Source organism: Streptomyces sp. NPDC091972, assembly GCF_044756385.1.
Classification (GTDB): Bacteria; Actinomycetota; Actinomycetes; order Streptomycetales; family Streptomycetaceae; genus Streptomyces.
The window spans coordinates 284,907-306,648 of record NZ_JBIVSV010000005.1; the positions used below are offsets into that span (position 1 = coordinate 284,907).

At 70.7% G+C, this 21,742-nt stretch carries 20 protein-coding genes; 8 read left to right on the forward strand and 12 right to left on the reverse strand.

The window, feature by feature from the left end; all coding sequences use genetic code 11:
- Positions 1 to 78: 78 nt before the first annotated feature.
- Complete coding sequence (locus tag ACIQJT_RS17035) at positions 79 to 978, reverse strand: D-alanyl-D-alanine carboxypeptidase family protein (RefSeq protein ID WP_234358669.1); 900 nt, start codon at positions 976 to 978, stop codon at positions 79 to 81.
- Between the two features lie 206 nt (positions 979 to 1,184).
- Here ACIQJT_RS17035 and ACIQJT_RS17040 point away from each other — a divergent pair, with 206 nt between their 5' ends.
- On the forward strand, positions 1,185 to 1,835 hold the full coding sequence (locus ACIQJT_RS17040) for a GntR family transcriptional regulator (protein WP_365453185.1): 651 nt from the start codon (positions 1,185 to 1,187) through the stop codon (positions 1,833 to 1,835).
- 62 nt (positions 1,836 to 1,897) lie between these two features.
- Complete coding sequence (locus ACIQJT_RS17045; protein WP_402644162.1) at positions 1,898 to 3,145, forward strand: nitrate/nitrite transporter; 1,248 nt, start codon at positions 1,898 to 1,900, stop codon at positions 3,143 to 3,145.
- A 33-nt stretch (positions 3,146 to 3,178) separates the two neighbouring features.
- Here ACIQJT_RS17045 and ACIQJT_RS17050 read toward each other — a convergent pair whose 3' ends face one another.
- Positions 3,179 to 4,003 (reverse strand): maleylpyruvate isomerase family mycothiol-dependent enzyme, encoded by an 825-nt coding sequence (locus ACIQJT_RS17050; protein ID WP_402644164.1) that lies wholly within the window; start codon positions 4,001 to 4,003, stop codon positions 3,179 to 3,181.
- Positions 4,004 to 4,185: 182 nt separating this feature from the next.
- Here ACIQJT_RS17050 and ACIQJT_RS17055 point away from each other — a divergent pair, with 182 nt between their 5' ends.
- Positions 4,186 to 4,959: a carbon-nitrogen family hydrolase gene (locus ACIQJT_RS17055; protein WP_402644166.1), complete on the forward strand. Its 774-nt coding sequence runs from the start codon at positions 4,186 to 4,188 to the stop codon at positions 4,957 to 4,959.
- A gap of 16 nt (positions 4,960 to 4,975) precedes the next feature.
- Here ACIQJT_RS17055 and ACIQJT_RS17060 read toward each other — a convergent pair whose 3' ends face one another.
- Both ACIQJT_RS17060 and ACIQJT_RS17065 read right to left on the reverse strand, forming a co-directional pair.
- Positions 4,976 to 5,473 (reverse strand): LURP-one-related/scramblase family protein, encoded by a 498-nt coding sequence (locus tag ACIQJT_RS17060; protein WP_402644169.1) that lies wholly within the window; start codon positions 5,471 to 5,473, stop codon positions 4,976 to 4,978.
- Positions 5,470 to 6,477: a GlxA family transcriptional regulator gene (locus ACIQJT_RS17065; protein WP_402644172.1), complete on the reverse strand. Its 1,008-nt coding sequence runs from the start codon at positions 6,475 to 6,477 to the stop codon at positions 5,470 to 5,472. Before ACIQJT_RS17065 ends, ACIQJT_RS17060 begins: the two co-directional genes overlap by 4 nt.
- Positions 6,478 to 6,529: 52 nt before the next feature.
- Here ACIQJT_RS17065 and ACIQJT_RS17070 point away from each other — a divergent pair, with 52 nt between their 5' ends.
- Positions 6,530 to 6,922: a cupin domain-containing protein gene (locus ACIQJT_RS17070; protein ID WP_053850742.1), complete on the forward strand. Its 393-nt coding sequence runs from the start codon at positions 6,530 to 6,532 to the stop codon at positions 6,920 to 6,922.
- A gap of 29 nt (positions 6,923 to 6,951) precedes the next feature.
- Positions 6,952 to 8,787, forward strand: coding sequence for an NHL domain-containing thioredoxin family protein (locus ACIQJT_RS17075; protein WP_402644175.1), 1,836 nt, complete (start codon positions 6,952 to 6,954; stop codon positions 8,785 to 8,787).
- A 3-nt stretch (positions 8,788 to 8,790) separates the two neighbouring features.
- Here ACIQJT_RS17075 and ACIQJT_RS17080 read toward each other — a convergent pair whose 3' ends face one another.
- From ACIQJT_RS17080 to ACIQJT_RS17105, 6 genes are all read right to left on the reverse strand, one after another.
- Positions 8,791 to 8,949, reverse strand: a complete 159-nt coding sequence (locus ACIQJT_RS17080; protein ID WP_020119422.1) for a hypothetical protein — start codon at positions 8,947 to 8,949, stop codon at positions 8,791 to 8,793.
- 32 nt (positions 8,950 to 8,981) lie between these two features.
- Positions 8,982 to 10,022, reverse strand: a complete 1,041-nt coding sequence (locus ACIQJT_RS17085) for a glycosyltransferase (RefSeq protein ID WP_402644772.1) — start codon at positions 10,020 to 10,022, stop codon at positions 8,982 to 8,984.
- A 301-nt stretch (positions 10,023 to 10,323) separates the two neighbouring features.
- Positions 10,324 to 10,572 carry a DUF6458 family protein gene (locus ACIQJT_RS17090; RefSeq protein ID WP_402644178.1) on the reverse strand — a complete coding sequence of 83 codons (249 nt, stop codon included), beginning with the start codon at positions 10,570 to 10,572 and terminating at the stop codon, positions 10,324 to 10,326.
- Between the two features lie 68 nt (positions 10,573 to 10,640).
- Positions 10,641 to 11,936, reverse strand: a complete 1,296-nt coding sequence (locus tag ACIQJT_RS17095; RefSeq protein WP_365453209.1) for a M18 family aminopeptidase — start codon at positions 11,934 to 11,936, stop codon at positions 10,641 to 10,643.
- Between the two features lie 88 nt (positions 11,937 to 12,024).
- Positions 12,025 to 13,851 (reverse strand): acyl-CoA dehydrogenase, encoded by a 1,827-nt coding sequence (locus ACIQJT_RS17100; RefSeq protein ID WP_365453212.1) that lies wholly within the window; start codon positions 13,849 to 13,851, stop codon positions 12,025 to 12,027.
- Between the two features lie 129 nt (positions 13,852 to 13,980).
- Positions 13,981 to 14,772, reverse strand: coding sequence for an intradiol ring-cleavage dioxygenase (locus ACIQJT_RS17105; protein WP_402644182.1), 792 nt, complete (start codon positions 14,770 to 14,772; stop codon positions 13,981 to 13,983).
- Positions 14,773 to 14,893: 121 nt separating this feature from the next.
- Here ACIQJT_RS17105 and ACIQJT_RS17110 point away from each other — a divergent pair, with 121 nt between their 5' ends.
- The 3 genes from ACIQJT_RS17110 (at position 14,894) to ACIQJT_RS17120 (ending at position 18,576) form a co-directional block, all read left to right on the forward strand.
- Entirely contained in the window at positions 14,894 to 15,370 is a 477-nt protein-coding gene (locus ACIQJT_RS17110; protein ID WP_053850737.1) for an SseB family protein, read from the forward strand.
- 173 nt (positions 15,371 to 15,543) lie between these two features.
- The gene (locus ACIQJT_RS17115) at positions 15,544 to 17,490 is read left to right on the forward strand and encodes an Ig-like domain repeat protein (RefSeq protein WP_402644185.1); all 1,947 of its coding nucleotides are present in this window, start codon (positions 15,544 to 15,546) and stop codon (positions 17,488 to 17,490) included.
- A gap of 114 nt (positions 17,491 to 17,604) precedes the next feature.
- Positions 17,605 to 18,576 (forward strand): pirin family protein, encoded by a 972-nt coding sequence (locus ACIQJT_RS17120; RefSeq protein ID WP_053850735.1) that lies wholly within the window; start codon positions 17,605 to 17,607, stop codon positions 18,574 to 18,576.
- Between the two features lie 17 nt (positions 18,577 to 18,593).
- Here ACIQJT_RS17120 and ACIQJT_RS17125 read toward each other — a convergent pair whose 3' ends face one another.
- Positions 18,594 to 19,319, reverse strand: coding sequence for a hypothetical protein (locus ACIQJT_RS17125; protein ID WP_402644189.1), 726 nt, complete (start codon positions 19,317 to 19,319; stop codon positions 18,594 to 18,596).
- 174 nt (positions 19,320 to 19,493) lie between these two features.
- Positions 19,494 to 21,638 (reverse strand): SpoIIE family protein phosphatase, encoded by a 2,145-nt coding sequence (locus tag ACIQJT_RS17130; protein WP_402644192.1) that lies wholly within the window; start codon positions 21,636 to 21,638, stop codon positions 19,494 to 19,496.
- Between the last annotated feature and the right edge of the window lie 104 nt (positions 21,639 to 21,742).

Below are 21,742 nucleotides of genomic sequence, written 5' to 3' on the forward strand. Positions count from 1 at the left end.
GGTTCGCCGGGTGTCCGGCATGACGAAGGGGCCCGCCGCTGCGACAGCGGCGGGCCCCTCTTCGGATGTTGCGGTGCGTCAGCTGATCTTGGCGTAGCCGTAGTTGATGAGCTTCTTCACGTCGGTGGTGCGGTTGGCGGCCGACGAGGACGTCAGCACGGCGCCGATGACGGACTCGCCGTTCTTCGTGGCGGCGAAGACGAGGCAGTACTTGGAGTCGGTGCCCGAGCCGGTCTTGATGCCGAGCGTGCCGTTCCAGCCGAGCAGGGTGTTGGTGTTCGTCCAGGCGCCCATGGTGCGGGTGCTGCCGGTCTTCGTGATCGTCTTGGCCGTGTACGACTTGGTCTTCACGACGGACTTGAAGGTCGAGTTCTTCATCACGTTGCGGGCGAGCAGCGTGAGGTCCTTCGGCGTCGAGGCGTTCGCGCCATTGCTTATGCCGTCGAACGAGTCGAACTTCGTGTTCGTCATGCCGAGGCTGCGGGCCGTCGTGTTCATCTTCGCGATGAACGACTTGGTGCGTGCGGAGACCGTCGAGCCCGTGCCGAACTTGTCGGCGAGGGCCATCGCGGCGTCGCAGCCGGACGGCAGCATCATCCCGTAGAGGAGCTGACGGACGGTCACCTTGTCGCCGACGATCAGGTGGGCGGAGGAGGCGCCCCTGGAGACGATGTAGTCGCTGTACGCCTTCTTGATCGTGACCTTGGCGTCCAGGTTCAGGTTCGACTGCGAGAGCACGACCTTGGCGGTCATGATCTTCGTGGTGGAAGCGGTGAGCCGCTTCGTGTTCGGCGCCTTGCTGTAGAGGGTCGTGCCGGTCGCGCTGTTCATCAGGAATCCGCCCTTGGCGGTGATGGTCGGCGTGGTGAGTGCCTGCGCGGGTGCCGCGGTGAGAGCTCCGGTGGCGAGCACTGCGCCGGTCGTGATCGCGACGGCTGCGGCTCTGCGGACGCGGAGGCCCTTGGTGGCGGTAATCAACTGAAATACCCCGAATACGTCGAATGCCCCTGAGTGCGGCCGAGTTGGAAGGGGAAGAAAGTGGGGCCGCACGTGTGTGACACGTAACTAGCACACATGGTTGTACGCGCACTGGGGCGGGTGAGGATTTCTTCGACGGAAGTGGTGCGAGGTCCGCATGCTGGACGGGGCCGATGATGCGTACGTGTTGTATCTATGCTGTGGGCATGAGTCTGGCCGTGAAACAGCCGCCCGCCGCCGATCGCGTCTACGCCCACGTCAAGCAGGCAGTCCTGGACCGCCGTTACGAGGGCGGGACCCTGCTCACCGAGGGCGAACTCGCCGAGGCCGTAGGGGTCTCCCGGACACCCGTGCGGGAGGCGCTGCTGCGTCTCCAGGTCGAGGGGCTCATCAAGCTCTACCCGAAGAAGGGCGCGCTGGTCCTGCCCGTCTCCGCGCAGGAGATCGCCGACGTCGTCGAGACCCGGCAGCTCGTCGAGGAGCACGCCGCCCGCAAGGCCGTACCCGCCTCCCCGCAGCTCATCGCGCGCCTGGAGGAGCTCCTCGCGCGGCAGAAGGAGCAGGCCGCCGCGGGCGACCTGGCCGGCGCCGCGGTCACCGACCGCTGCTTCCACGCCGAGATCGTCCGCAGCGGCGGCAACGAGATCCTGAACCGGCTCTACGACCAGCTCCGCGACCGGCAGCTCAGGATGGGTGTCGCCGTCATGCACGCCCACCCGGACCGCATCACCAAGACCCTCGTCGAGCATGAGCAGATCCTCGAGGCACTGCGCGCCGGTGACGCGGAGGCCGTCGTGGGTCTGATCCACGGACACGTCGAGTGGTTCTCCCACCTCGCCCGGGGTGAGGTCCGATGAGCAAGTCCACTCTTACGGGTGACACTTCCTCAGAACGGACCCCTCCGGGCGGCCGGCGTGCAATGGCCGTGTGGGGCATCGGCGTCTCGGTCTACTTCGTCGCGGTCATCTTCCGTACGTCCCTCGGGGTCGCCGGCCTCGACGCGGCCGACCGCTTCCATGTGAACGCCTCGGCCCTGTCGACCTTCTCGATCCTCCAGCTCCTCGTCTACGCCGGCATGCAGATACCGGTGGGCCTGCTCGTCGACCGGCTCGGCACCAAGAAGGTGCTGACGCTGGGGGTGGTGCTCTTCACCGCCGGACAGCTCGGCTTCGCGTTCTCACCGTCGTACGGCACCGCCCTCGCCTCGCGCGCCCTGCTCGGCTGCGGTGACGCCATGACCTTCATCAGCGTGCTGCGCCTCGGCACCCGCTGGTTCCCGGCCCGGCGCGGCCCGCTGGTCGCCCAGCTCGCCGGGCTCGCCGGCATGGCCGGCAACCTGGTCTCCACCCTGGTCCTGGCCCGGCTGTTGCACGGCGTCGGCTGGACGGCCGCGTTCGCGGGCAGCTCCCTCGCGGGCGTGGTGGTGCTGGTCCTGCTGCTGCTCTTCCTCAAGGACCACCCCGAGGGGCACGAGCCGGAGCCCTTCCCGCACCGGGGGGCGGCCTACGTACGGCGGCAGATCGCCGCGTCCTGGCGGGAGCCCGGCACCCGCCTCGGGCTGTGGGTCCACTTCACGACGCAGTTCCCGGCGATGGTGTTCCTGCTGCTGTGGGGCCTGCCGTTCCTCGTCGAGGCGCAGGGACTGGCCCGGGCGGTGGCGGGCGAGCTGCTCACCCTCGTGGTGCTGTCCAACATGGCCGTCGGGTTGGTCTACGGCCAGGTCGTCGCCCGGCACCACGGGGCGCGGCTGCCGCTCGCCCTCGGGACCGTGGGAGCGACGGCGCTGCTGTGGGCGGCCACGCTGGCCTGGCCCGGCGAGCGGGCGCCGATGTGGCTGCTGGTCGCGCTGTGCGTGGTGCTCGGCTCGTGCGGGCCGGCGTCGATGCTCGGCTTCGACTTCGCCCGGCCCGCGAACCCGCCGGAGCGGCAGGGCACCGCGTCCGGCATCACCAACATGGGCGGGTTCGTCGCGTCGATGACCACCCTGTTCGCCGTCGGTGTGCTCCTGGACGCGACCGACGACGACTACACCGTCGCCTTCTCCTCCGTCTTCGTGCTCCAGGCGCTCGGCATCAGCCAGATCCTGCGGCTGCGCGGACGGGCGGCCCGCCGGGAGCGGGAGCGCATGGTGGCGAGCCGGGTGGAGACGGTGCACGTCCCTGCGTAGCCGCGCGGGCCACGCAGGGCTCACACCCGATTCCTACGGTGTCACCGTGAAGTTCCGCAGGATCGCCGCCGTCAGTTCCGGGTCGCCCTCCGCCTTCACCCGGTCCGCAACCGCCTCCGGACTCACTCGACCGCAGGCCAGACGGACGTAGGTCTCCCAGTCGAGGCTGAGGGTGGCCGCCGGACCGAGGGCGGGGGCGGTCTCCAGGGTGCCGCGGCCCTGGATGTCGACACGGATGGTGCGCAGGAACTCGACGGGGCCGTGCACGTCGAAGACGATCGCCGAACTGCGGGGCGCCTCGGCCTTGACGGCCACTATGTCGGGGAGCGCGGCGAGCAGGACGTCACGGGCGATGTGCGCGCCGGGGGAGTCGAGGCCGCCGGGCCGGCCGAGGGCCGTGCGCAGGTCCTGCTCGTGCACCCAGACGTCGAAGGCGTGCTGCCGCATGGACTCCGCGAGAGTCAGTTCGGTTCCCAGCGGGCCGCGCACCTTGGTGCCCGGGTCGCGGGACTCGTTCCGGAGCTGGCGGTTGCGGCGGATGATGACGTACTCCAGCTCGGAGGTCATCTCCGGTGCCGTGTGGTGACGGCGGACGTCGACCTGCATCTCCATGTACCGCTGGTGGTCGTTGGTGACGTGGAAGAGGTCGCGGGGCAGGGTGTGGATGGGGCGCGGGTCGCCCAGCATCTCGCAGTCCAGGCCGATGACATGGGAGACCACATCCCGCACCGACCAGCCGGGGCAGGGCGTACGGCGGTTCCACTCTCCCTCCACGAGGGGGTTCACCAGCTCGGATATCGCTTCGATGGAGTGGGTCCAGGCGTCGGCGTAGGGCTGGAGGGTGGGATGCAGACTCACGGAACGGGACCCCTCGGCGGTCGGAGCACGGGCTGGTGATGGCGGCTTTGCCAGTGGAGGCGGTGGCTGCCGGCGGGTGTCTTGGAACGCTAAGTTACGCTGCTGTGAGGCACCCCGGCAGTGCTTTCGTGTGACGATCGTAGGCCCGTAATGGACGGCTCGAATGCCAGGACGGTGGTAGTGTGCGCGCCTCTGTGATCCAGATCGCCGTGGATGAGGGCGAATCGGTCGAATCGCGTCGGCGTCGCGCGGCGGCACTGGTACGGGAACAGGCCGGAGCCGACCTCGTCGTGCTGCCGGAGCTGTGGACCACCGGGGCGTTCGCCTTCGAGGAGTTCGGCAGCGCGGCCGAGCCGCTGGAGGGTCCGACCCACGAGGTCATGGCGAAGGCGGCGAGCGAGGCGGGCGTGTGGCTGCACGCGGGCTCGATCCCCGAGCGGGCCCCCGACGGCACCCTCTACAACACCTCCCTAGTCTTCTCCCCCTCCGGTGAACGCGCCGCCTCCTACCGCAAGATCCACCGCTTCGGCTTCGACAAGGGCGAGGCCGTGCTGATGGGCCGCGGCGAGGACCTGGTGACGGTCCGTCTGCCGGAGACGACCCTGGGCCTCGCCACCTGCTACGACCTCCGCTTCCCCGAACTCTTCCGCGGTCTCGTCGACGCGGGCGCCGAGACCCTGGTGATCCCGGCGGGCTGGCCGGAGCGCCGCCGCGACCACTGGACGCTGCTGGCCCGGGCACGGGCGGTCGAGAACCAGGCGTTCGTGCTCGCTTGTGGAACGGCCGGGACGCACGCCCGAGTTCCGCAGGCGGGTCACTCGATCGTGGTGGATCCGTGGGGCCAGGTCCTCGCCGAGGCGGGCGCCGGCGAGGAGGTCCTCACGGTGGAGTTCGACCCCGGGAAGGTGGCCGTGACGAGGGAGCAGTTCCCGGCGCTGAAGGACCGGGTGCTCTGAGGCGCCGGACGCCCCGTCAGTCGTCCTCGCGTTCCTTCTCTGCGAGGTGGATCACGCACACCGCCACCGCGATGAGCAGCGCCGGATCCGCGTCCTCCCGGACGATGTCGACGCCGTAGGTGTCGCGGACGTGCAGCCAGCGCCGCGAGATCACCGCGAGCAGTTCGCCGTCGTACTCGACGGCGAACTCCCGGTCCAGGATTTTTCCGCTGACGTCGAGTTCGGTGCTGCCGTCGGCCAGGGCCACCCGGTAGTGGTTGCGCAGCAGCGACAGGCGTTTCCGCTTGATCTTCGCCAGGGGCTCGCCGTCCCGCTCGATCACCATGGTGTCGCGCAGGGCGAGCATCTTCTGGTGGATGTCGATCAGGACCCGCCCGTGGGTGTCCTTCAGCTCGAAGGTGTCCCGGACCCGCATGGCCTTGCCGTCGACGAGGAAGACCTTGTTGCCCTGGTCGTCCTCGATCCAGTAGTCGTCACCGATGCCGAGCAGCCGGTCGCGTACGAGGAATCTCATGCCGTTACCGCTTCCCCTGCGCCGGTCCCGAAACGCCGCCGGTAGGCCGACGGGCTGAGTCCCGTCTCGCGCCGCACGCGCGCGCGGAGGTTCGCGGCGGTCCCGAGACCGCTCCGCGCGGCCACCACGTCCAGCCGTTCCTCGCCGCGCTCGATGAGCCGGCATGCCAGTGCCACCCGCTCGCCGGTGAGCCAGGCCAGCGGGGTCGTGCCGAGCTGTGCCCGGAAGCGGCGGTGCAGGGTCGCGGGGGAGACGGCCGCGCGGGCCGCGAGGCCGGCGACGGTCAGCGGCTCCCCGAGGCGCTCCTGTGCCCACGCGAGCAACGGGCCGAGCGACTCGTCCCGTACGTCGGGCACGGGCCGCTCCACGAACTGCCGCTGCCCGCCGTCGCGGTGGGCGGCGAAGACCAGCCTGCGGGACACCGCGTTGGCGACCTCGGCGCCGTGGTCGCGCCGGACCATGTACAGCCCGAGATCCAGCGCGGCCGCGCTGCCCGCCGCCGTCAGGACGTCGCCCTCGTCCACGAACAGCACGTCCGGCTCCAGCCGGACCCGCGGATGCAGCTCGCGGAAGGCGTCGGCCCACATCCAGTGCGTGGTGGCCCGCCGCCCGTCCAGCAGCCCGGCCTCGGCGAGCGCGAAGCTGCCGGTGCACAGGCTGACCACCCGGGCACCCCGCGCGTGCGTGCGGCGGATCGCCTCGCGTACGGCCGCCCCGCGCGGGACGACGTTGTCGGGGCGCCCGGGCACGACGAGGGTGTCGGCGTCGTCCACGGCGTCCAGACCGGGCACCCCGGTCAGCGTGAAGAAGCCGTGGTTCATCCGGATCTCGGGGGCCGGCGTGCACAGCGTCACCTCGTACAGCGGTCCCGGCCGCCCCAGTTCGGGCCGCGGCAGCCCGAACAGCTCGGTGGCGACGCCCACCTCGAAGGGGTTGGTGCCCTCGTCGACGATCACCGCTACCCGGTGCGGACGAGGGCTCGGCTGAGAGGATCGTTGCGCCATACGCGATTCCTAGCACTCGCAGGCCGTCCAGGTCACCCCGCACGATGACGCCATGGCAACCGAACCCGTCTCCCTGCCCACCGCGCTGGCCTCCTTCACCGACCGGTGGAGCCCCCGCATCGTCACCGCCGTCAACGACTACGACGTCCGCGTCACGCACGTCGAGGGCGAGCACCTGTGGCACGTGCACGACGACACCGACGAGTTCTTCCTGGTCCTCGACGGCGAACTGCACATCTCCCTGCGCGAGCCGGCCGGCGAGCGCACGGTCGTCCTGCCGAAGCTGTCCGTCTTCACCGTCCCGCGAGGCGTCGAGCACAAGCCGTACGCCCCCGTCCCGACCGACATCCTGCTCCTCGAACCGACCGGCACCTCCACGGTCGGCGACCGCCACGACGAGATCCCGGCCCATGTGGACGTGACCACCGGACACGCGCTGGGGTGACTGTCGGTGCCGGGTGGCACGCTTGATCCATGACCTCCGCACCCCGCCGCGTCCGTGTCCGCGCCCCCGAGCTGATCGGCAAGGGCGGCTGGCTGAACACGGGCGGGCAGCGGTACAGCCTCGCCGACCTGCGGGGCCGCATCGTCGTCCTCGACTTCTGGACCTTCTGCTGTGTGAACTGCCTGCACGTCATCGACGAGCTCAGGGAGCTGGAGGAGAAGCACTCCGACACCGTCGTGGTGGTCGGCGTGCACTCGCCGAAGTTCGTGCACGAGACCGAGCACGCGGCGGTGGCGGACGCGGTCGAGCGGTACGGGGTCGCGCATGCCGTCCTCGACGACCCGGAGCTCGCGACCTGGAAGCAGTACGCGGTCCGTGCCTGGCCGACGCTCGTCGTGATCGACCCGGAGGGGTACGTGGTCGCGCAGCACGCCGGTGAGGGGCATGTGCACGCGATCGAGCGGCTGGTGACGGAGCTGGAGGCCGAGCACGCCGCGAAGGGCACCCTGCGGCGCGGCGACGGGCCGTACGTGGCGCCCGAGCCCGAGCCGAGCACCCTGCGCTTCCCGGGCAAGGCGCTGCTGCTGCCGTCCGGGCACCTCCTGGTCAGCGACACCACCCGGCACCAGCTGGTGGAGTTCGCCGCGGACGGGGAGAGCGTCGTCCGGCGGATCGGATCCGGCGCGCGCGACTTCGCCGACGGCACGGCGGAGACGGCCGCGTTCAGCGAGCCGCAGGGGCTGGCCCTCCTCGACGAGGGTGCCGTGGTCGTCGCGGACACCGTCAACCACGCCCTGCGCAGGCTCGACCTGGCCACCGGCGAGGTCACCACACTGGCCGGCACGGGACGCCAGTGGTGGCGGGGCTCCCCCACCGCGGGACCCGCGCGCGGGACCGACCTGTCCTCCCCGTGGGACGTGGCGGTGTGGCGCGGCCTGGTGTGGATCGCGATGGCGGGCGTCCACCAGCTGTGGACCTACGACCCGGGCGAGGGGACCGTCGCGGCCGTGGCCGGCACCACCGACGAGGGCCTGGTCGACGGGCCGGCCGCCGAGGCCTGGTTCGCCCAGCCCTCCGGTCTCGCCGTGTCACCGGACGGCGAGCGCCTGTGGCTCGCCGACTCCGAGACCTCGGCCCTGCGCTGGGTCGACCCGGACGGGGCCGTCCACACCGCCGTCGGCACCGGCCTCTTCGACTTCGGCCACCGCGACGGCGCCGCCGGACAGGCCCTGCTCCAGCACCCTCTGGGGGTCACCGCGCTGCCCGACGGCTCGGTCGCGGTCTGCGACACCTACAACAACGCGCTGCGCCGCTACGACCCGGCGACCGGCGAGGTCACCACCCTCGCCACGGATCTGCGGGAGCCGAGCGGCGCGGTCCTGGCCGGCGACGAGATCGTGGTCGTCGAGTCGGCCCGGCACCGGCTGACCCGGCTCAGGCTGCCCGAGGAGGCCGTACGCGTGGAGCCGGCGGCCCACCGCGCGCAGCGCGCGGCCACCGAAGTGGCTCCCGGCAGGCTCCGGCTGGACGTGGTCTTCCGGACCCCGGCGGGCCAGAAGCTGGACACCCGCGACGGCCCCGCGACCCGCCTCCTGGTCTCCGCGACCCCGCCGGAGCTGCTGACGGACGGCGAGGGTGCGGGAACAGACCTGTCCCGCACCCTCGGACTGAACCCCGCGATCGAGCAGGGCGTCCTGCACGTCTCGGCCATGGCCGCGTCCTGCGACACACCGTCAGGCGACGGCTCCGCCGAGTACCCGGCCTGTCACGTCCACCAGCAGGACTGGGGAGTTCCGGTCCGCCTGACCCGGACCGGAACGGACCGGCTCGCGCTGGTCCTCGCCGGGACGGACGAGGACGCGTAGGCCCTACCGCCTGCGCGGGACCAGCTTGAACAGCGCGACCCCCGCCGCCACCAGCGTCGTCGCGGTCACCAGCATCGCCATGCTGTTCAGCCACAGCCCGGTCGCGGCCAGCGTGGCGCCTCCGGCCCCGGTCGTCCCGGCACCGATCACTCTTCCGTACATGCGCTTTTCTCCTATGAGGGTGGATATCCGAGTTACGTCGCCACCCACTTCTCCTCGCTGCGGCGCAACAGGCCCCACAGCGAGGTGAAGTAGACGGCGTGCTGGAAAAGGTCGTAGAGCATCTCCGGCACCATGAGCGCCGCCACCAGCACGGCACGCGGTCCCGCCCGCCGCACGGAGACCGTCTTCTCGACCACGAAGAGGAGTCCGATCGCGGTCCAGAAGGGCGAGAAGCCGGGCCAGCCGTACAGCGTGGTGTAGGTGACCATGTAGGTCAGGTAGACGAGGAAGGACAGCGCGCCGAAGCCCATGAGGAACTGCTGCATGAAGTAGCGGGCGGTGACACGTGTCCAGCCGTAGTCGCGCAGGTTCTCCAGGGCGCCGCGCTGCCACCGCAACCGCTGGTGCCACAGCTTGCCGAGGGTGGGCATGACCTCGGTGGTGACCGCGCAGCCGGCCGGGGACATGGCCCGGTAGCCGAGGGTCTTGACCGCCTTGGTCATCTCGTCGTCCTCGGTGAGCGAGGCGAGGCTGTAGTAGGCGTGGCCGCCGCCGATCCGTCCGTCGCGGCGGGCGGCGCGCACCTCGCGCAGGACGCGGGCGCGGAACATGGTGCCGGTGCCGGTGAGCACCTGGGCCTTGCCGCCGGTGCGTTCCAGCTCCCAGGCGTAGCGGTGGAACTCCATGCGCTGGAGGAGCCCGAGCAGTCCGCCGCCTTCCTCGCCGTAGAAGACCCCGCCGACGGCGCCGACCTTGCGGTTGAAGGTGCCGATCGCCGTCTCGTTGAACCAGGGGTTGAGCACGGTGTCGGCGTCCTGCACCAACAGCAGGTCGCGGTCCTCGAGATGGGGCAGCACCCAGGCGATGGCCTGGTTGAGGGCGCCGGCCTTCTTGTGCGTGTTGCCCTCGGTGGCGAAGACCTGGGCGCCGTGGGCGACGGCGATCTCGGCGGTGGCGTCGGTGCAGTTGTCGGCGACCACGACGATCAGGTCGGGGCGCCGGGTCTGCCGCCACAGGCCCTGGATCGCGTCGGCGATGCGGTCCTGTTCGTTGTGCGCCGGTATCAGCGCCACCAGGCGCGGTGGGCCGTCGAGTTCGTCGGGGGCGGCGTGGGCGCGCCGGGCGGCGTGCCGGTGGGGACGCGTCGGTCCCGGCTCGGGCGCCGGGCGTGGCGGCGCCTCGAGTGTCGTGGAGTGGAGCACGGGGAGCCCCCGGGTGTGCTGGTGGTTCACGCCCGGCACTGCTGACCCCCCGGGCTCTCAAGGATCCCGAGTTTTCACTATTTCCACACAAGCGGACAAGACAACCCTGATTACGGATTGCTCACGGTTGTCTGTGCTCGCCCTGAGCGTCCTTCGATCCGCTCGATGTCCCTTACGCGCCGTATCCGTCGGAGTATCCGTCGCGGCGTCCGTGCGGCTCCTCGACCACGGTCGGCGTGGTGGGCGGTACCACCACACGCCGGCGCCGGGCGATGCTGCTGAACGTCGTCACGCCGATCAGTCCCACGATCATCAGGATCACACCGACCAGGTCGAGGTTGACCCCCTGCATGTGCCAGTCGGTGGCGAACGTGAGGATTGCTCCCACGGCGATGAGGATGATGCACCCGCCGAGGCCCATGAGTGTCGCCTCCCTGTCCGGTCCGGTCGTTCCGGTTCGGACTCCCGGGTACCCCCACTTCTCGCGAACTACCCCTCCAGGAACGCCACGAGAGCGTTCGCCAGCAGATACGGGTCGTCCGCGCCGCACAACTCCCGGACGCTGTGCATCGAAAGGATCGCCACACCGATGTCGACGGTCTTGATGCCGTGCCGGGCCGCGGTGATCGGGCCGATCGTCGTGCCGCAGGGCATGGAGTTGTTGGAGACGAAGGACTGGAAGGGCACGTCCGCCCGCTCGCAGGCGGCGGCCCACACCGCACGGCCCGAACCGTCGGTGGCGTAGCGGTTGTTGACGTTGACCTTGAGGATGGGGCCGCCGTTGACACGCGGGTGGTGCGTCGGGTCGTGCCGCTCCGCGTAGTTGGGGTGCACCGCGTGCCCGGTGTCGGAGGACAGGCAGACCGTCCCCGCGAAGGCCCGCGCCCGGTCCTCGTAGGAGCCGCCGCGGGCGAACACCGAGCGCTCCAGCACCCCGCCGAGCAGCGGCCCGTCCGCGCCGGTGTCCGACTGGGAACCGTTCTCCTCGTGGTCGAAGGCGGCGAGGACGGGGATGTACGACAGCCCGGGGCTCCCGGACGCCGCGGTCAGGGCGGCCACCCCGGCGTGCACGGACAGCAGGTTGTCCATCCGCGGACCGGCCAGCAGCTCCTTGTCCCGGCCCAGGTAGGCGGGCGCCTCCACGGAGTGCGTCATCAGGTCCCAGCCGGTCACCTCGCCCGCGCCCAGCCCGAGTTCCTCCTCCAGGAAGGCGATCAGGTCGCCGTCGCGCACATCGTTGCCCAGACCCCAGACGGGCTGGAGGTGGCGCTGCTTGTCGAGCTTGAGACCGTCCGAGGACACCGCGCGGTCCAGGTGGATGGCGAGCTGGGGCACCCTCAGCAGCGGCCGGTCCACGTTCACCAGGCGCGTCGAGCCGTCCCGCAGGGTCAGCCGGCCGGCCAGCCCGAGGTCGCGGTCCAGCCAGGAGTTCATCAGGGGACCGCCGTAGATCTCCACGGCGACCTGGCGCCAGCCGTGCGCCCCGCTGTCCGGCAGCGGCTTGACCCGCAGGTTGGGGGAGTCGGTGTGCGCGCCGACGATGCGGTACGGCGTGTGGGGCGCCGCGCCCTCGGGGACGTACCAGGCGATGACCGCACCGCCGCGCAGCACGTACTTGCCGCCGCTCGTGCCGTCCCAGGCGTCCGTCTCCGAGACCTGGCGGAAGCCTGCCTTCTCCAGCCTCTCGGCGGCGTTCGCCACCGCGTGGTACGGCGTGGGGCTCGCCGCCAGGAAGGTCATGAGGTCGTCGGTGTGGCCGCGGTCGAAGCGGTGGGGTGCGCTCATGGGGTTCACCTTAACGACGTACGAGAGCCCGCTCCCGGGGATGGGAGCGGGCTCCGGTGAGGAGGATGTGCAGCTGTACAGGTGTGTCCTAGAACGCGGCCTCGTCCAGCTCCATGAGGTCCAGCTCGACGCCCTCGGCGACCTTGCGGGCCAGGGTCACGCCGGGCAGGACGTTGGCCGCGAAGAACTTCGCCGCCGCGATCTTGCCGGTGTAGAACGCCTTGTCCTTGGCGGAGGCGGTCTCCAGCTTCTCGGCGGCGATCGCGGCGCCCTTGAGGAGCAGGTAGCCGACGACGACGTCACCGGAGGCCATCAGCAGGCGGGTGGTGTTCAGGCCCACCTTGTAGATGTTCTTGACGTCCTGCTCGGTGGCCGCGAGGTCGGTCAGCATCAGGCCGACGATGGCCTCCAGCTCGACGGCCGCCTTGGCCAGGTGCTCACGGGCACCCGCGAGCTCCTCGCCGCCGGTGCCGAGCGCCAGGAACTTCTTGATGTCCTCGGCGAGGGAGTTGAGGGCCGCGCCCTGGTTGCGGACGATCTTCCGGAAGAAGAAGTCCTGGCCCTGGATCGCGGTGGTGCCCTCGTACAGGGTGTCGATCTTGGAGTCCCGGATGTACTGCTCGATCGGGTACTCCTGGAGGAAGCCGGAGCCGCCGAAGGTCTGAAGGGACTGGGCGAGCAGCTCGTAGGCCTTCTCGGAGCCGTAGCCCTTCACGATCGGCAGGAGCAGGTCGTTGAGGGCGTGCTCGGTGGTGGCGTCCTCGCCGTTGGTCTCCTTGACCTGGATCTCGTCCTGGACGGCCGCGGTGTACATCACCAGAGCGCGCATGCCCTCCGCGTACGCCTTCTGCGTCATCAGCGAGCGGCGTACGTCGGGGTGGTGGGTGATGGTGACCTTGGGCGCGGTCTTGTCCATGAAGTTGGCCAGGTCCGGACCCTGGACGCGCTCCTTGGCGTACTCCAGCGCGTTGAGGTAGCCGGTGGAGAGCGTGGAGATCGCCTTCGTGCCGACCATCATGCGGGCGAACTCGATGATGCGGAACATCTGGCGGATGCCGTCGTGCTTGTCGCCGATGAGCCAGCCCTTGGCGGGGTGGCGGTCGCCGAAGGTCATCTCGCAGGTGTTGGAGGCCTTCAGGCCCATCTTGTGCTCGACGTTGGTCGCGTAGACGCCGTTGCGCTCGCCCAGCTCGCCGGTCTCGAAGTCGAAGAGGTACTTGGGCACGAGGAAGAGGGACAGCCCCTTGGTGCCGGGACCGGCGCCCTCGGGCCGCGCGAGCACGTAGTGGAGGATGTTCTCCTCCATGTCGTGCTCACCCGACGTGATGAAGCGCTTGACGCCCTCGATGTGCCAGGAGCCGTCCTCCTGCTGGACCGCCCTGGTGCGGCCGGCGCCCACGTCCGAGCCGGCGTCCGGCTCGGTGAGGACCATGGTGGAGCCCCACTGCTTCTCCACGGCGATCTTCGCGATGTGCTTCTGCACGTCGTTGCCCTCGTCGAAGAGGATGCCCGCGAAGGCCGGGCCGGAGGAGTACATCCACACGGCCGGGTTGGCGCCGAGGATCAGCTCCGCGTAGGCCCAGATGAGGGAGCGGGGCGCGGTGGTGCCGCCGATCTCCTCGGGCAGGCCCAGCCGCCAGTACTCGGAGTCCATGAAGGCCTTGTAGCTCTTCTTGAAGGACGCCGGGACCGGCGCGGTGTTCGTCTCGGGGTCGAAGACCGGCGGGTTGCGGTCGGCGTCCGCGAAGGACTCCGCCAGCTCGTTCTCCGAGAGGCGGGTCAGCTCCTCCAGGATGCTCTTCGCGGTCTCCGCGTCCATCTCGGCGAAGGGCCCGGTGCCGTACAGCTTGTCGCGTCCGAGTACTTCGAAGAGGTTGAACTCGATGTCGCGCAGATTCGACTTGTAGTGCCCCATGGCGACGGCTCCGTTAAGAGTTCGGCGAGGCACTTGGTTCCTCGCGCTAGTTCACGTACCAACAAGTAGCTACGATGATGCTACCCGTCGGTAATAAGCCGCAACCCCGATCCGGCCATCTGTGACGGTTCACACCGCGACGGTCAGGGTGGCGGTGTACCCCGCCTCGACGCTCCCCTCGACCGCCGCGAGCTGCTGGTCGTGGCCGTCGCGGAAGACGCTGTCCGACTCCAGGGAGAGCCGGGCGAGGTGGTCGGCGCTCCGCTCGTAACCCGCGGTCGCGTACACCGTCTCGCAGACGTCCTTCGGGAGCGCGAGCTGCGAGGTGGTCGTGATCGCGCGGGCCCTCGTCGCGTCCCGGAGGCTGCCGTAGACCTCGAAGTGCACGTGCGGCCAGCGGCCGGTGTAGCAGCCGGGGAAGACGCTGGTGAAGGTGGTCCGGCCCCGCTCGTCGGTCTCCTGGACGCCCCGCAGGTAGTTCTCGTCGGTGACGCCGTCGGTGTAGAGGGAGTAGCCGCCCTCCCGGTCGCAGTGCCAGACGTACACGGCGGCCCCCCTCCTCGGGCTCCCGCAGCCGGAGCCGGCGTCCACCACCGTGAGCGTGAGGGTCAGCGGGACCCCCTCGGCGGTCCCGCCCGCGGAGTCGCCGAAGCTGCGGGTGATGTCGCCGCGCACGACCCCGCTCTCCTTCAGCACGTTCACTCCGTTCGAGCCGTCCCCGGGGTAGGGGCCCGCCGTCTCCTCGGGAACGGCGGCGCAGTCCGCCGCGGCGGAGGAACCCTCCTCGGCGGTGCAGCCCGCCAGGGGCACCAGGGCCGCCCCCGCCAGGAGCCCGATCATCCGTCGCCGGGCGAGCACGGGGAGGTCGTGGGAGAGCCCCCGGTCGTGCTCGTGGACCTCGTCGTCACCGTGTCCGCGCATGCACCGACGCTACGAGCGCGGGCCGCCCGGAACACAGGGCCCGGCGCTGTCGGGTCGCTGTCGGTTTCGCGGTGGCCGGTAGCCGTCCGCCGCCCCCGCCTCCCTCGGTACGCTTACGCCCATGTACGGCTACGACCAGAGCGCTGGTGCCCAGCAGCAGTACGGCGTCCCGCCGCAGCAGCCCATGGCCGGCGGTGTGGGCGGGTACGGCCAGCAGCCGCCGCTGTACCCCGAGCCGTCCCCGCCCTCGCTCGCGGACGCGGTGCGTGCCTTCACCACCGGGCAGCTGGCGGCGGAGGACTTCCAGCAGGTCTTCGCCACGTCCAAGGTGTACTGCCCGCGCGGCGACAACCCCGGCTTCCTCGCCCTGCACAACACCCAGCAGCCGGTGATCCCCATGTTCACCACGCTCAAGGAGCTGCGGCGGTACGCGGGCAAGGAGTCCAAGTACTTCGTCATCACCGGCGCGGAGGTCCTCGACCTGCTGCCCACGGGCTACGGCTTCGTCCTCGACATGGAGGGCGAGCACCGGATCGTCTTCGACGCCAAGGCCGTGGAGCAGATGGTCGAGTTCGCGATGCGGCGGATGTACGGGTAGCCGTCGCCCGGCGCCGAATATCCCTCTCGCTTGTCACAGCCATGCCATAGAGTTCCCTCCGGCAGCCGCGCCCCGCACGTCACCGCCCTTCGGCGGTCCGCGTCCGGGTGCCGCGCGGCGCTCTCATCTCCCGGCGACCCCGGGATCTTCTGTGGGGGTTCATCACTGTGCGCATGCGCAGCACCTCGGCCGCGACGGCGCTCGCGGTCATGTTCAGCTCGGTGGCGCTCGGCGTCGCCGCGGCCGGCACCGCTTCGGCCGCCTCCGCCGTGGTCACCAGCCCCGGCGGCCTCGTCGTGGACGACGCCCTCCGGCGGGTCTTCGTCAGCGACCAGGCCGACGGCCAGATCCTGGCGACCGACTACAACGGCACCCTCGTCGCCCAGGCCACCGGCCTCGACAACGCCGGCGACCTCGCCGTGTCCGACGACGGCGCCACCCTCTACGCGGCCCTGCCCACCAGCCACGAGATCGTCGCCCTGAACGCGGCCGACCTCCAGGTCAAGGCCCGCTATCCGGTCGCCACAGACACCGGGCCACGCCACGTGGCCTTCGCCGGGGGCAAGGTCTGGTTCTCCTACGGCGACCAGTGGGACGGCGACCTGGGCTCGGTCGACCCGGCGGTGGACCCGGCGAGCGGGACCGACGCCGTGGCGCTGACCCAGATCCCGGCCGAGGGAACGGGTGTCGGACTGTGGGGGCAGGCCCTGCTGGACACCGACCCGCTGCGGCCGGGCCTGCTGGCCGTCGGCGAGACCGGGGACTCCACGGGCACCGAGGCCGTCCTCGACGTGTCGAGCGGCACGCCCAAGGTGATCGCCTGGAACGACAACTCGTACGAGCTGAACGACGGCCTCGGCGACATCGACCTCGTCGCAGGCGACGACCAGGTGCTCGTCAACGGCACCGAACGGCACGCCTACGCGAACGGCGCCCTCACCAAGGCCGGCGCCTACCCGGGCGGTCAGCTGGCGGACGTCGGACGCAGTGGCCTGATCGCCCAGGTCACCGGCACCAAGGTCGCGATCTACCGGCCCAGCGCCACGCAGCCGGTCCGCACCTACAGCACCGGCACCCAGCCCGCGGCCGACGTGGCCTGGGCCGGCGACTCCTCCCGGGTCTTCGCCCTCGTCGCCGGCAGCGGCGGCTGGACGGTCAAGGTGCTCACCGACCCCAACCTCAACGTTCCCACCCTCACGGTCAACGCGCCCTCCACCGCCACCCGCGCCAAGTCGCTCACCGTCACCGGCAAGCTCTCGGCGACGGTGCCGCTGCCCTCCGGGGCCCGGCTCACGGTCACCCGTACCGACCTGGAGAACCCGAACGGCAGGGCGCTGCCGGGCGTCACGGCGAAGGCCGACGGCACCTACTCCTTCGCCGACACCCCGTCGGTCGGCGGCAAGGTGACGTACACGGTGAAGTACGCGGGCGACGCCACGCACACCGCGGTGACCGCCTCGGACAGCGTCGAGGTCTCCCGCGCCGCCACGTCCCTGAGCCTGAACAACAACGGCAAGCTGTACAACTACGGCACCGACGTCAAGTTCACGGCGCACCTCGGCACGACGTACAAGAACCGCTCGGTGTCGATCTACGCGGACCCCTTCGGCAGCGACAGGGGAAAGAAGCTGATCAAGACCGGCACGGTCAACGCCGACGGCAACATCAGCGCCTGGGTGGACATGACCCGGGACACGGCCGTCACCGCGGTCTTCTCGGGCGACGCCCGCTACAAGCCGAAGACGGTCAAGTCCACGGCCTACGCCAGGGTCAGGATCTCCACCGCCGTCTCCAAGCACTACAAGACGGCGAAGATCGGCTCCACGTCGTACTACTGGTTCCACAAGAACACCGAACCGCTGCTCACCACGACGATGACCTACTACCCGGGCCGTCAGCAGCGCTTCGACCTCCAGGTCTACTACCAGGGCACCTGGTACTCGGCGGACTCGGAGTACTTCCCGATCGGCACGAACGGGAAGTCGGCCGTCGCCCTCGGGGCGGCCGGCGAGTCCGGCGTCCGCGCGCGGATGCGGTCGGTGTACGTCAACGGCTCGTCCGGTGACACGGTGAACTCGACGACGTACGGGGCATGGAAGTACCTGTACTTCAGCAACTGACGCGGTACGACCCGTGCGAAGCGGCCCGGAGGGGAATGCCCTCCGGGCTTCTTCCGTTAGAGGTGGCAGAAAGTTCAACGCTCAACTAAACTCGAACCACGAGGAGGTACCGACATGCCTGCAGTGACTGTCGAAAACCCGCTGACCCTGCCGCGCGTGGCCGCGACGGCGGACGCGGTGGCCCGTCCCGTCCTCGGCGTGACGACCGCGCCGAGTGGCTTCGAGGGCGAGGGATTCCCGGTGCGCCGGGCGTTCGCCGGGATCCATTACCGGCACCTTGATCCGTTCATCATGATGGACCAGATGGGCGAGGTGGAGTACGCGCCGGGCGAGCCGAAGGGCACGCCGTGGCACCCGCACCGCGGCTTCGAGACCGTCACGTACATCATCGACGGCATCTTCGACCACCAGGACTCGCAGGGCGGTGGCGGCACCATCACCAACGGCGACACCCAGTGGATGACGGCGGGCTCCGGCCTCCTCCACATCGAGGCGCCGCCGGAGGCGCTCGTCATGTCCGGCGGCCTCTTCCACGGCCTCCAGCTCTGGGTGAACCTGCCGGCCAAGGACAAGATGATGGCCCCGCGCTACCAGGACATCCGCGGCGGCAGCGTGCAACTGCTGTCGACGCCGGACGGCGGCGGGCTGCTCCGTGTCATCGCCGGAGAGCTGGACGGCCACCAGGGCCCCGGTATCACCCACACCCCGATCACCATGATCCACGCGACGGTGGCGCCGGGTGCCGAGATCACCCTTCCCTGGCGGGAGGACTTCAACGGTCTGGCGTACGTGCTGGCCGGCCGCGGTTCGGTGGGCGCGGAGCGCCGCCCGATCCACCTCGGCCAGACCGCGGTCTTCGGCGCCGGTGGCTCCCTGACGGTCCGCGCCGACGAGAAGCAGGACTCCCACACGCCGGACATGGAGGTCGTCCTCCTGGGCGGCCGCCCGATCCGCGAACCGATGGCCCACTACGGCCCGTTCGTCATGAACACCCGCGAGGAACTCCAGCAGGCGTTCGACGACTTCCAGAAGGGGCGGCTGGGGACGATCCCGGCGGTCCACGGGATGACCGAGGGCGGGCTGTAGGCCGCTCGCCCCTGGCGTCAGGCCGCGCCTTCGGGCTTCTCCCAGGTGGTGACGTCCATGGTGACGGACGACAGGCCGCCGGCGTAGTTCGGGTCGTCCGCCTGCCAGCCGAGGAAGGTGATGGCGGCGACCCGGTTCTCGTCGGTGAGCACGCACGCCGTGAGTCCCCTGCGGATGTTCTTCTGGTCGACGGCGAACCCGAACTCCGTGGCCGCCGCGCAGCTCTCCGCCGTCGCGGGGCCGTCGACGGTGGCGAGGTCGCCGCTGTCGCCGACGATCGCATAGCCGTCGTCGGCGCTCGCCGGCAGCGAGAAGATGATGTCGGAGAGGCCGTTGGTGAAGTCCAGGTCCACGTTGGATCCGGCGCGCAGGACGACCTTGCGGTGCTCCCTCACCGCCGCCGGCCCCGCGTCCACCGCCTGGGTGACACCCGCCGTCGGGGACTGCGGCCCTCCGGAGTTCGTCGGCGCCGCTGCGGCACCGGCTCCGCCCGAGGTCACGCTCGTGCCCGGCGTCACGCTCGCACCGCTCGGGCTGCCCTGGCCCTGACCGGTCAGCGACAGGTAGGCCCCTCCGCCGACCAGGGCCATCACGGCGAGAGCTATGAGCGCCTTCGTCGATCCCTTGAACGAGAATCCGCCCTTGCCGACCCTGATGTGGTTGGCGGGGTCGCGTTGGGCGCCTTCGTACGACAGGGAGAACGAGGACCCCTTGCGGTCCTTCGGGGATGCGGACTTGCCCATGCGACTTCCTTGCGTGCGGTCGGATCACGGCCAGGGCACTCATCGTGCAGGCGGTGCCGGAGCCGTCGCCGCCAGTCGCTCGGTGGTCACTTGAAAGGGTGAGAGTGGGGATGCGGGTTGACGCCCGGCCCTCCCGGCCCGTCTGCGGGACCCGCCCTGGGGGCCCGTCCGTCCCTACGGGGACGGCTCGCCGGAGGGCTCGTAGAGCTCGAACCAGATGCTCTTGCCCTCGCCCCGGGGGTCCACCCCCCACGCGTCCGCGAGGAGCTCGATCAGCATCAGGCCGCGGCCCGAGGAGGCCAGTTCGCCGGGGCGGCGTTTGTGGGGCAGGTCGTCGCTGGTGTCGGTGACCTCGACGCGCATCCGGCGCTCGCCGGCCTCGCCGCGGACCTCCGCGAGGAGCAGGGCGTCAGCGTCGGTGTGGACGAGGACGTTGGTCAGCGTCTCGGACAGCAGCAGGACCGCCGAGTCGATCTGGTCGGCGGAGGGCCAGTCGTGGAGCAGTTCGCGCAGCTGCTGGCGGGCCACCCCGACCCGTTCGGGTTCCGCCTGGGCCACCGAGAGCATGGTGCGGCGGACCGTGGGCCGTACCGCGGCCGGGTCCCTGATCTCGCCCTGCCGGTGCAGCAGCAGGAGCGCGATGTCGTCCTCGCGGCGGTCGGCGAAAGGGCCGGTGGTGTGGTGGGAGGAGGGACCGTGGACGGCCTGGATCAGGGCGTCGGCGAGTCCCTCCAGGTCGCCCTCGTGGGTCTCCAGAATGGTGCGGACCCGCTTCCAGCCGGTCTCGAAGTCGTGGCCGCCGGTCTCGATCAGCCCGTCGGTGCACAGCATCAGCGTCTCGCCCGGCTCCAGGGTGATCCGGGTGGTGGGGTAGTCGGCGTCCGGATCGATGCCCAGCGGGAGGCCGCCTTCCGTGCGCCGGGCCAGGACCGTGCCGTCGGCCATGCGGATCGCCGGGTCGGGATGGCCGGCCCGCGCCACCTCCAGGACGCCGGTGACCGGATCGGCCTCGACGTACAGGCAGGTCGCGAACCGCATGTCGGAGGGGTCGTCGAGGCCGTACGTCATGCCGTTGAGGAAGCGTGAGGCGCGGGAGAGGACCGCGTCGGGGCGGTGGCCCTCGGCGGCGTAGGCGCGCAGGGCGATGCGGAGCTGGCCCATCAGGCCCGCCGCCCGTACGTCGTGGCCCTGGACGTCCCCGATGACCAGGGCGAACCGTCCCGTGCCGGCCTGCGTCCGGGAGGTGCCGCCGGGCAGCGGGATCATGTCGTACCAGTCGCCGCCGACCTGGAGGCCGCCGCCGGTGGGGACGTACCGGGCGGCCACCGTCATGCCCGGTATCTCCGGGCCCAGGGTGGGGAGCATCGAGCGCTGGAGGCCGTCGGTCAGCTCGCGTTCCGACTCGGCCAGGCCCGCGCGGGACAGGGCCTGGGCCAGCATGCGGGCCACGGTGGTGAGGACCGAGCGCTCGTCCGGTGTGAAGGCGACCGGATAGGCGAAGGCCGCCATCCACGCGCCCATCGTGCGGCCGGCCACGGTCAGCGGCAGGAACGCCCAGGACTGGCGGTCGAAGCGCTGGGCGAGCGGCCAGGTGACCGGGTAGCGGGAGCGGTAGGCCTCGGGGCTGGAGAGGTAGACGGCCCGGCCGGTGCGCACGACCTCGGCGGCCGGGTAGTCCGTCTCCAGGGACATGTGGGAGAAGGGGCTCTCGTCACCCGGCTGCTGGCCGTGGTGGCCGATGATCGTCAGGCGGTCGCCCTCGACACCGAAGACGGCCAGGCCGTCGGGGCTGAAGCCCGGCATGGACAGGCCCGCGGCCACTCGCAGCACCTCGGCGGTGGAGCGGGCCTCGGCCAGGGCGCGGCCGGCGTCCAGCAGGAAGGCCTCGCGGGAACGCCGCCAGTCGCCGGTGACCGCGGTGCGTCCGGCGGGGGTGCCGGGGGTGGGCTCGGTGACCTCCTGGAGGGTGCCGATCAGCCGGAAGGACTTCTTGTCCTTGTCGTAGGACGGCTTGGAACGGCTGCGCACGGTACGGATCACCCGGCCCCGCTCGTCCATGATCCTGATCCGGACCTCGGCGAGCGTGTGCTCGGCGACGGCGAGCCCGATGACGCTGATGATCTCGTTCCAGTCGACCGGGTGCAGACGGGCCCGCGCCTGGGCCTCCGTGAGGGTGGCCCCCTCGGCGGGCAGCCCGAGCAACCGGGCGGCCTCCGCGTCGACCGTGACCAGTTCGGTGGCGGTGTCCCAGTGCCACAGGCCGGTCGCGAGGGCGGTGAGGACCTCCCCCACGGCGGGCAGGGGCTCACCAGTGCGCATTGCCCCACTTTAAGAACAGGGGCTCCGGGAGTGCCACTGTTGGCCGAGTCGTAATGGTGGGGAGGCGATCTCGGCGTCCCCGGTAGGCTGGGAGCTGTTTCACG

What these genes read in the sequence shown, in the direction of transcription:
- ACIQJT_RS17080 (WP_020119422.1), bottom strand. Translation starts at nt 8,949, where the DNA reads ATGTACGGAAGAGTGATCGGTGCCGGGACGACCGGGGCCGGAGGCGCC.
- ACIQJT_RS17090 (WP_402644178.1), bottom strand. Translation starts at nt 10,572, where the DNA reads ATGGGCCTCGGCGGGTGCATCATCCTCATCGCCGTGGGAGCAATCCTC.
- ACIQJT_RS17060 (WP_402644169.1), bottom strand. Translation starts at nt 5,473, where the DNA reads ATGAGATTCCTCGTACGCGACCGGCTGCTCGGCATCGGTGACGACTAC.
- ACIQJT_RS17075 (WP_402644175.1), top strand. Translation starts at nt 6,952, where the DNA reads ATGACCTCCGCACCCCGCCGCGTCCGTGTCCGCGCCCCCGAGCTGATC.
- ACIQJT_RS17120 (WP_053850735.1), top strand. Translation starts at nt 17,605, where the DNA reads ATGCCTGCAGTGACTGTCGAAAACCCGCTGACCCTGCCGCGCGTGGCC.
- ACIQJT_RS17105 (WP_402644182.1), bottom strand. Translation starts at nt 14,772, where the DNA reads ATGCGCGGACACGGTGACGACGAGGTCCACGAGCACGACCGGGGGCTC.
- ACIQJT_RS17095 (WP_365453209.1), bottom strand. Translation starts at nt 11,936, where the DNA reads ATGAGCGCACCCCACCGCTTCGACCGCGGCCACACCGACGACCTCATG.
- ACIQJT_RS17065 (WP_402644172.1), bottom strand. Translation starts at nt 6,477, where the DNA reads ATGGCGCAACGATCCTCTCAGCCGAGCCCTCGTCCGCACCGGGTAGCG.
- ACIQJT_RS17100 (WP_365453212.1), bottom strand. Translation starts at nt 13,851, where the DNA reads ATGGGGCACTACAAGTCGAATCTGCGCGACATCGAGTTCAACCTCTTC.
- ACIQJT_RS17130 (WP_402644192.1), bottom strand. Translation starts at nt 21,638, where the DNA reads ATGCGCACTGGTGAGCCCCTGCCCGCCGTGGGGGAGGTCCTCACCGCC.
- ACIQJT_RS17070 (WP_053850742.1), top strand. Translation starts at nt 6,530, where the DNA reads ATGGCAACCGAACCCGTCTCCCTGCCCACCGCGCTGGCCTCCTTCACC.
- ACIQJT_RS17045 (WP_402644162.1), top strand. Translation starts at nt 1,898, where the DNA reads ATGGCCGTGTGGGGCATCGGCGTCTCGGTCTACTTCGTCGCGGTCATC.
- ACIQJT_RS17040 (WP_365453185.1), top strand. Translation starts at nt 1,185, where the DNA reads ATGAGTCTGGCCGTGAAACAGCCGCCCGCCGCCGATCGCGTCTACGCC.
- ACIQJT_RS17125 (WP_402644189.1), bottom strand. Translation starts at nt 19,319, where the DNA reads ATGGGCAAGTCCGCATCCCCGAAGGACCGCAAGGGGTCCTCGTTCTCC.
- ACIQJT_RS17110 (WP_053850737.1), top strand. Translation starts at nt 14,894, where the DNA reads ATGTACGGCTACGACCAGAGCGCTGGTGCCCAGCAGCAGTACGGCGTC.
- ACIQJT_RS17115 (WP_402644185.1), top strand. Translation starts at nt 15,544, where the DNA reads ATGCGCAGCACCTCGGCCGCGACGGCGCTCGCGGTCATGTTCAGCTCG.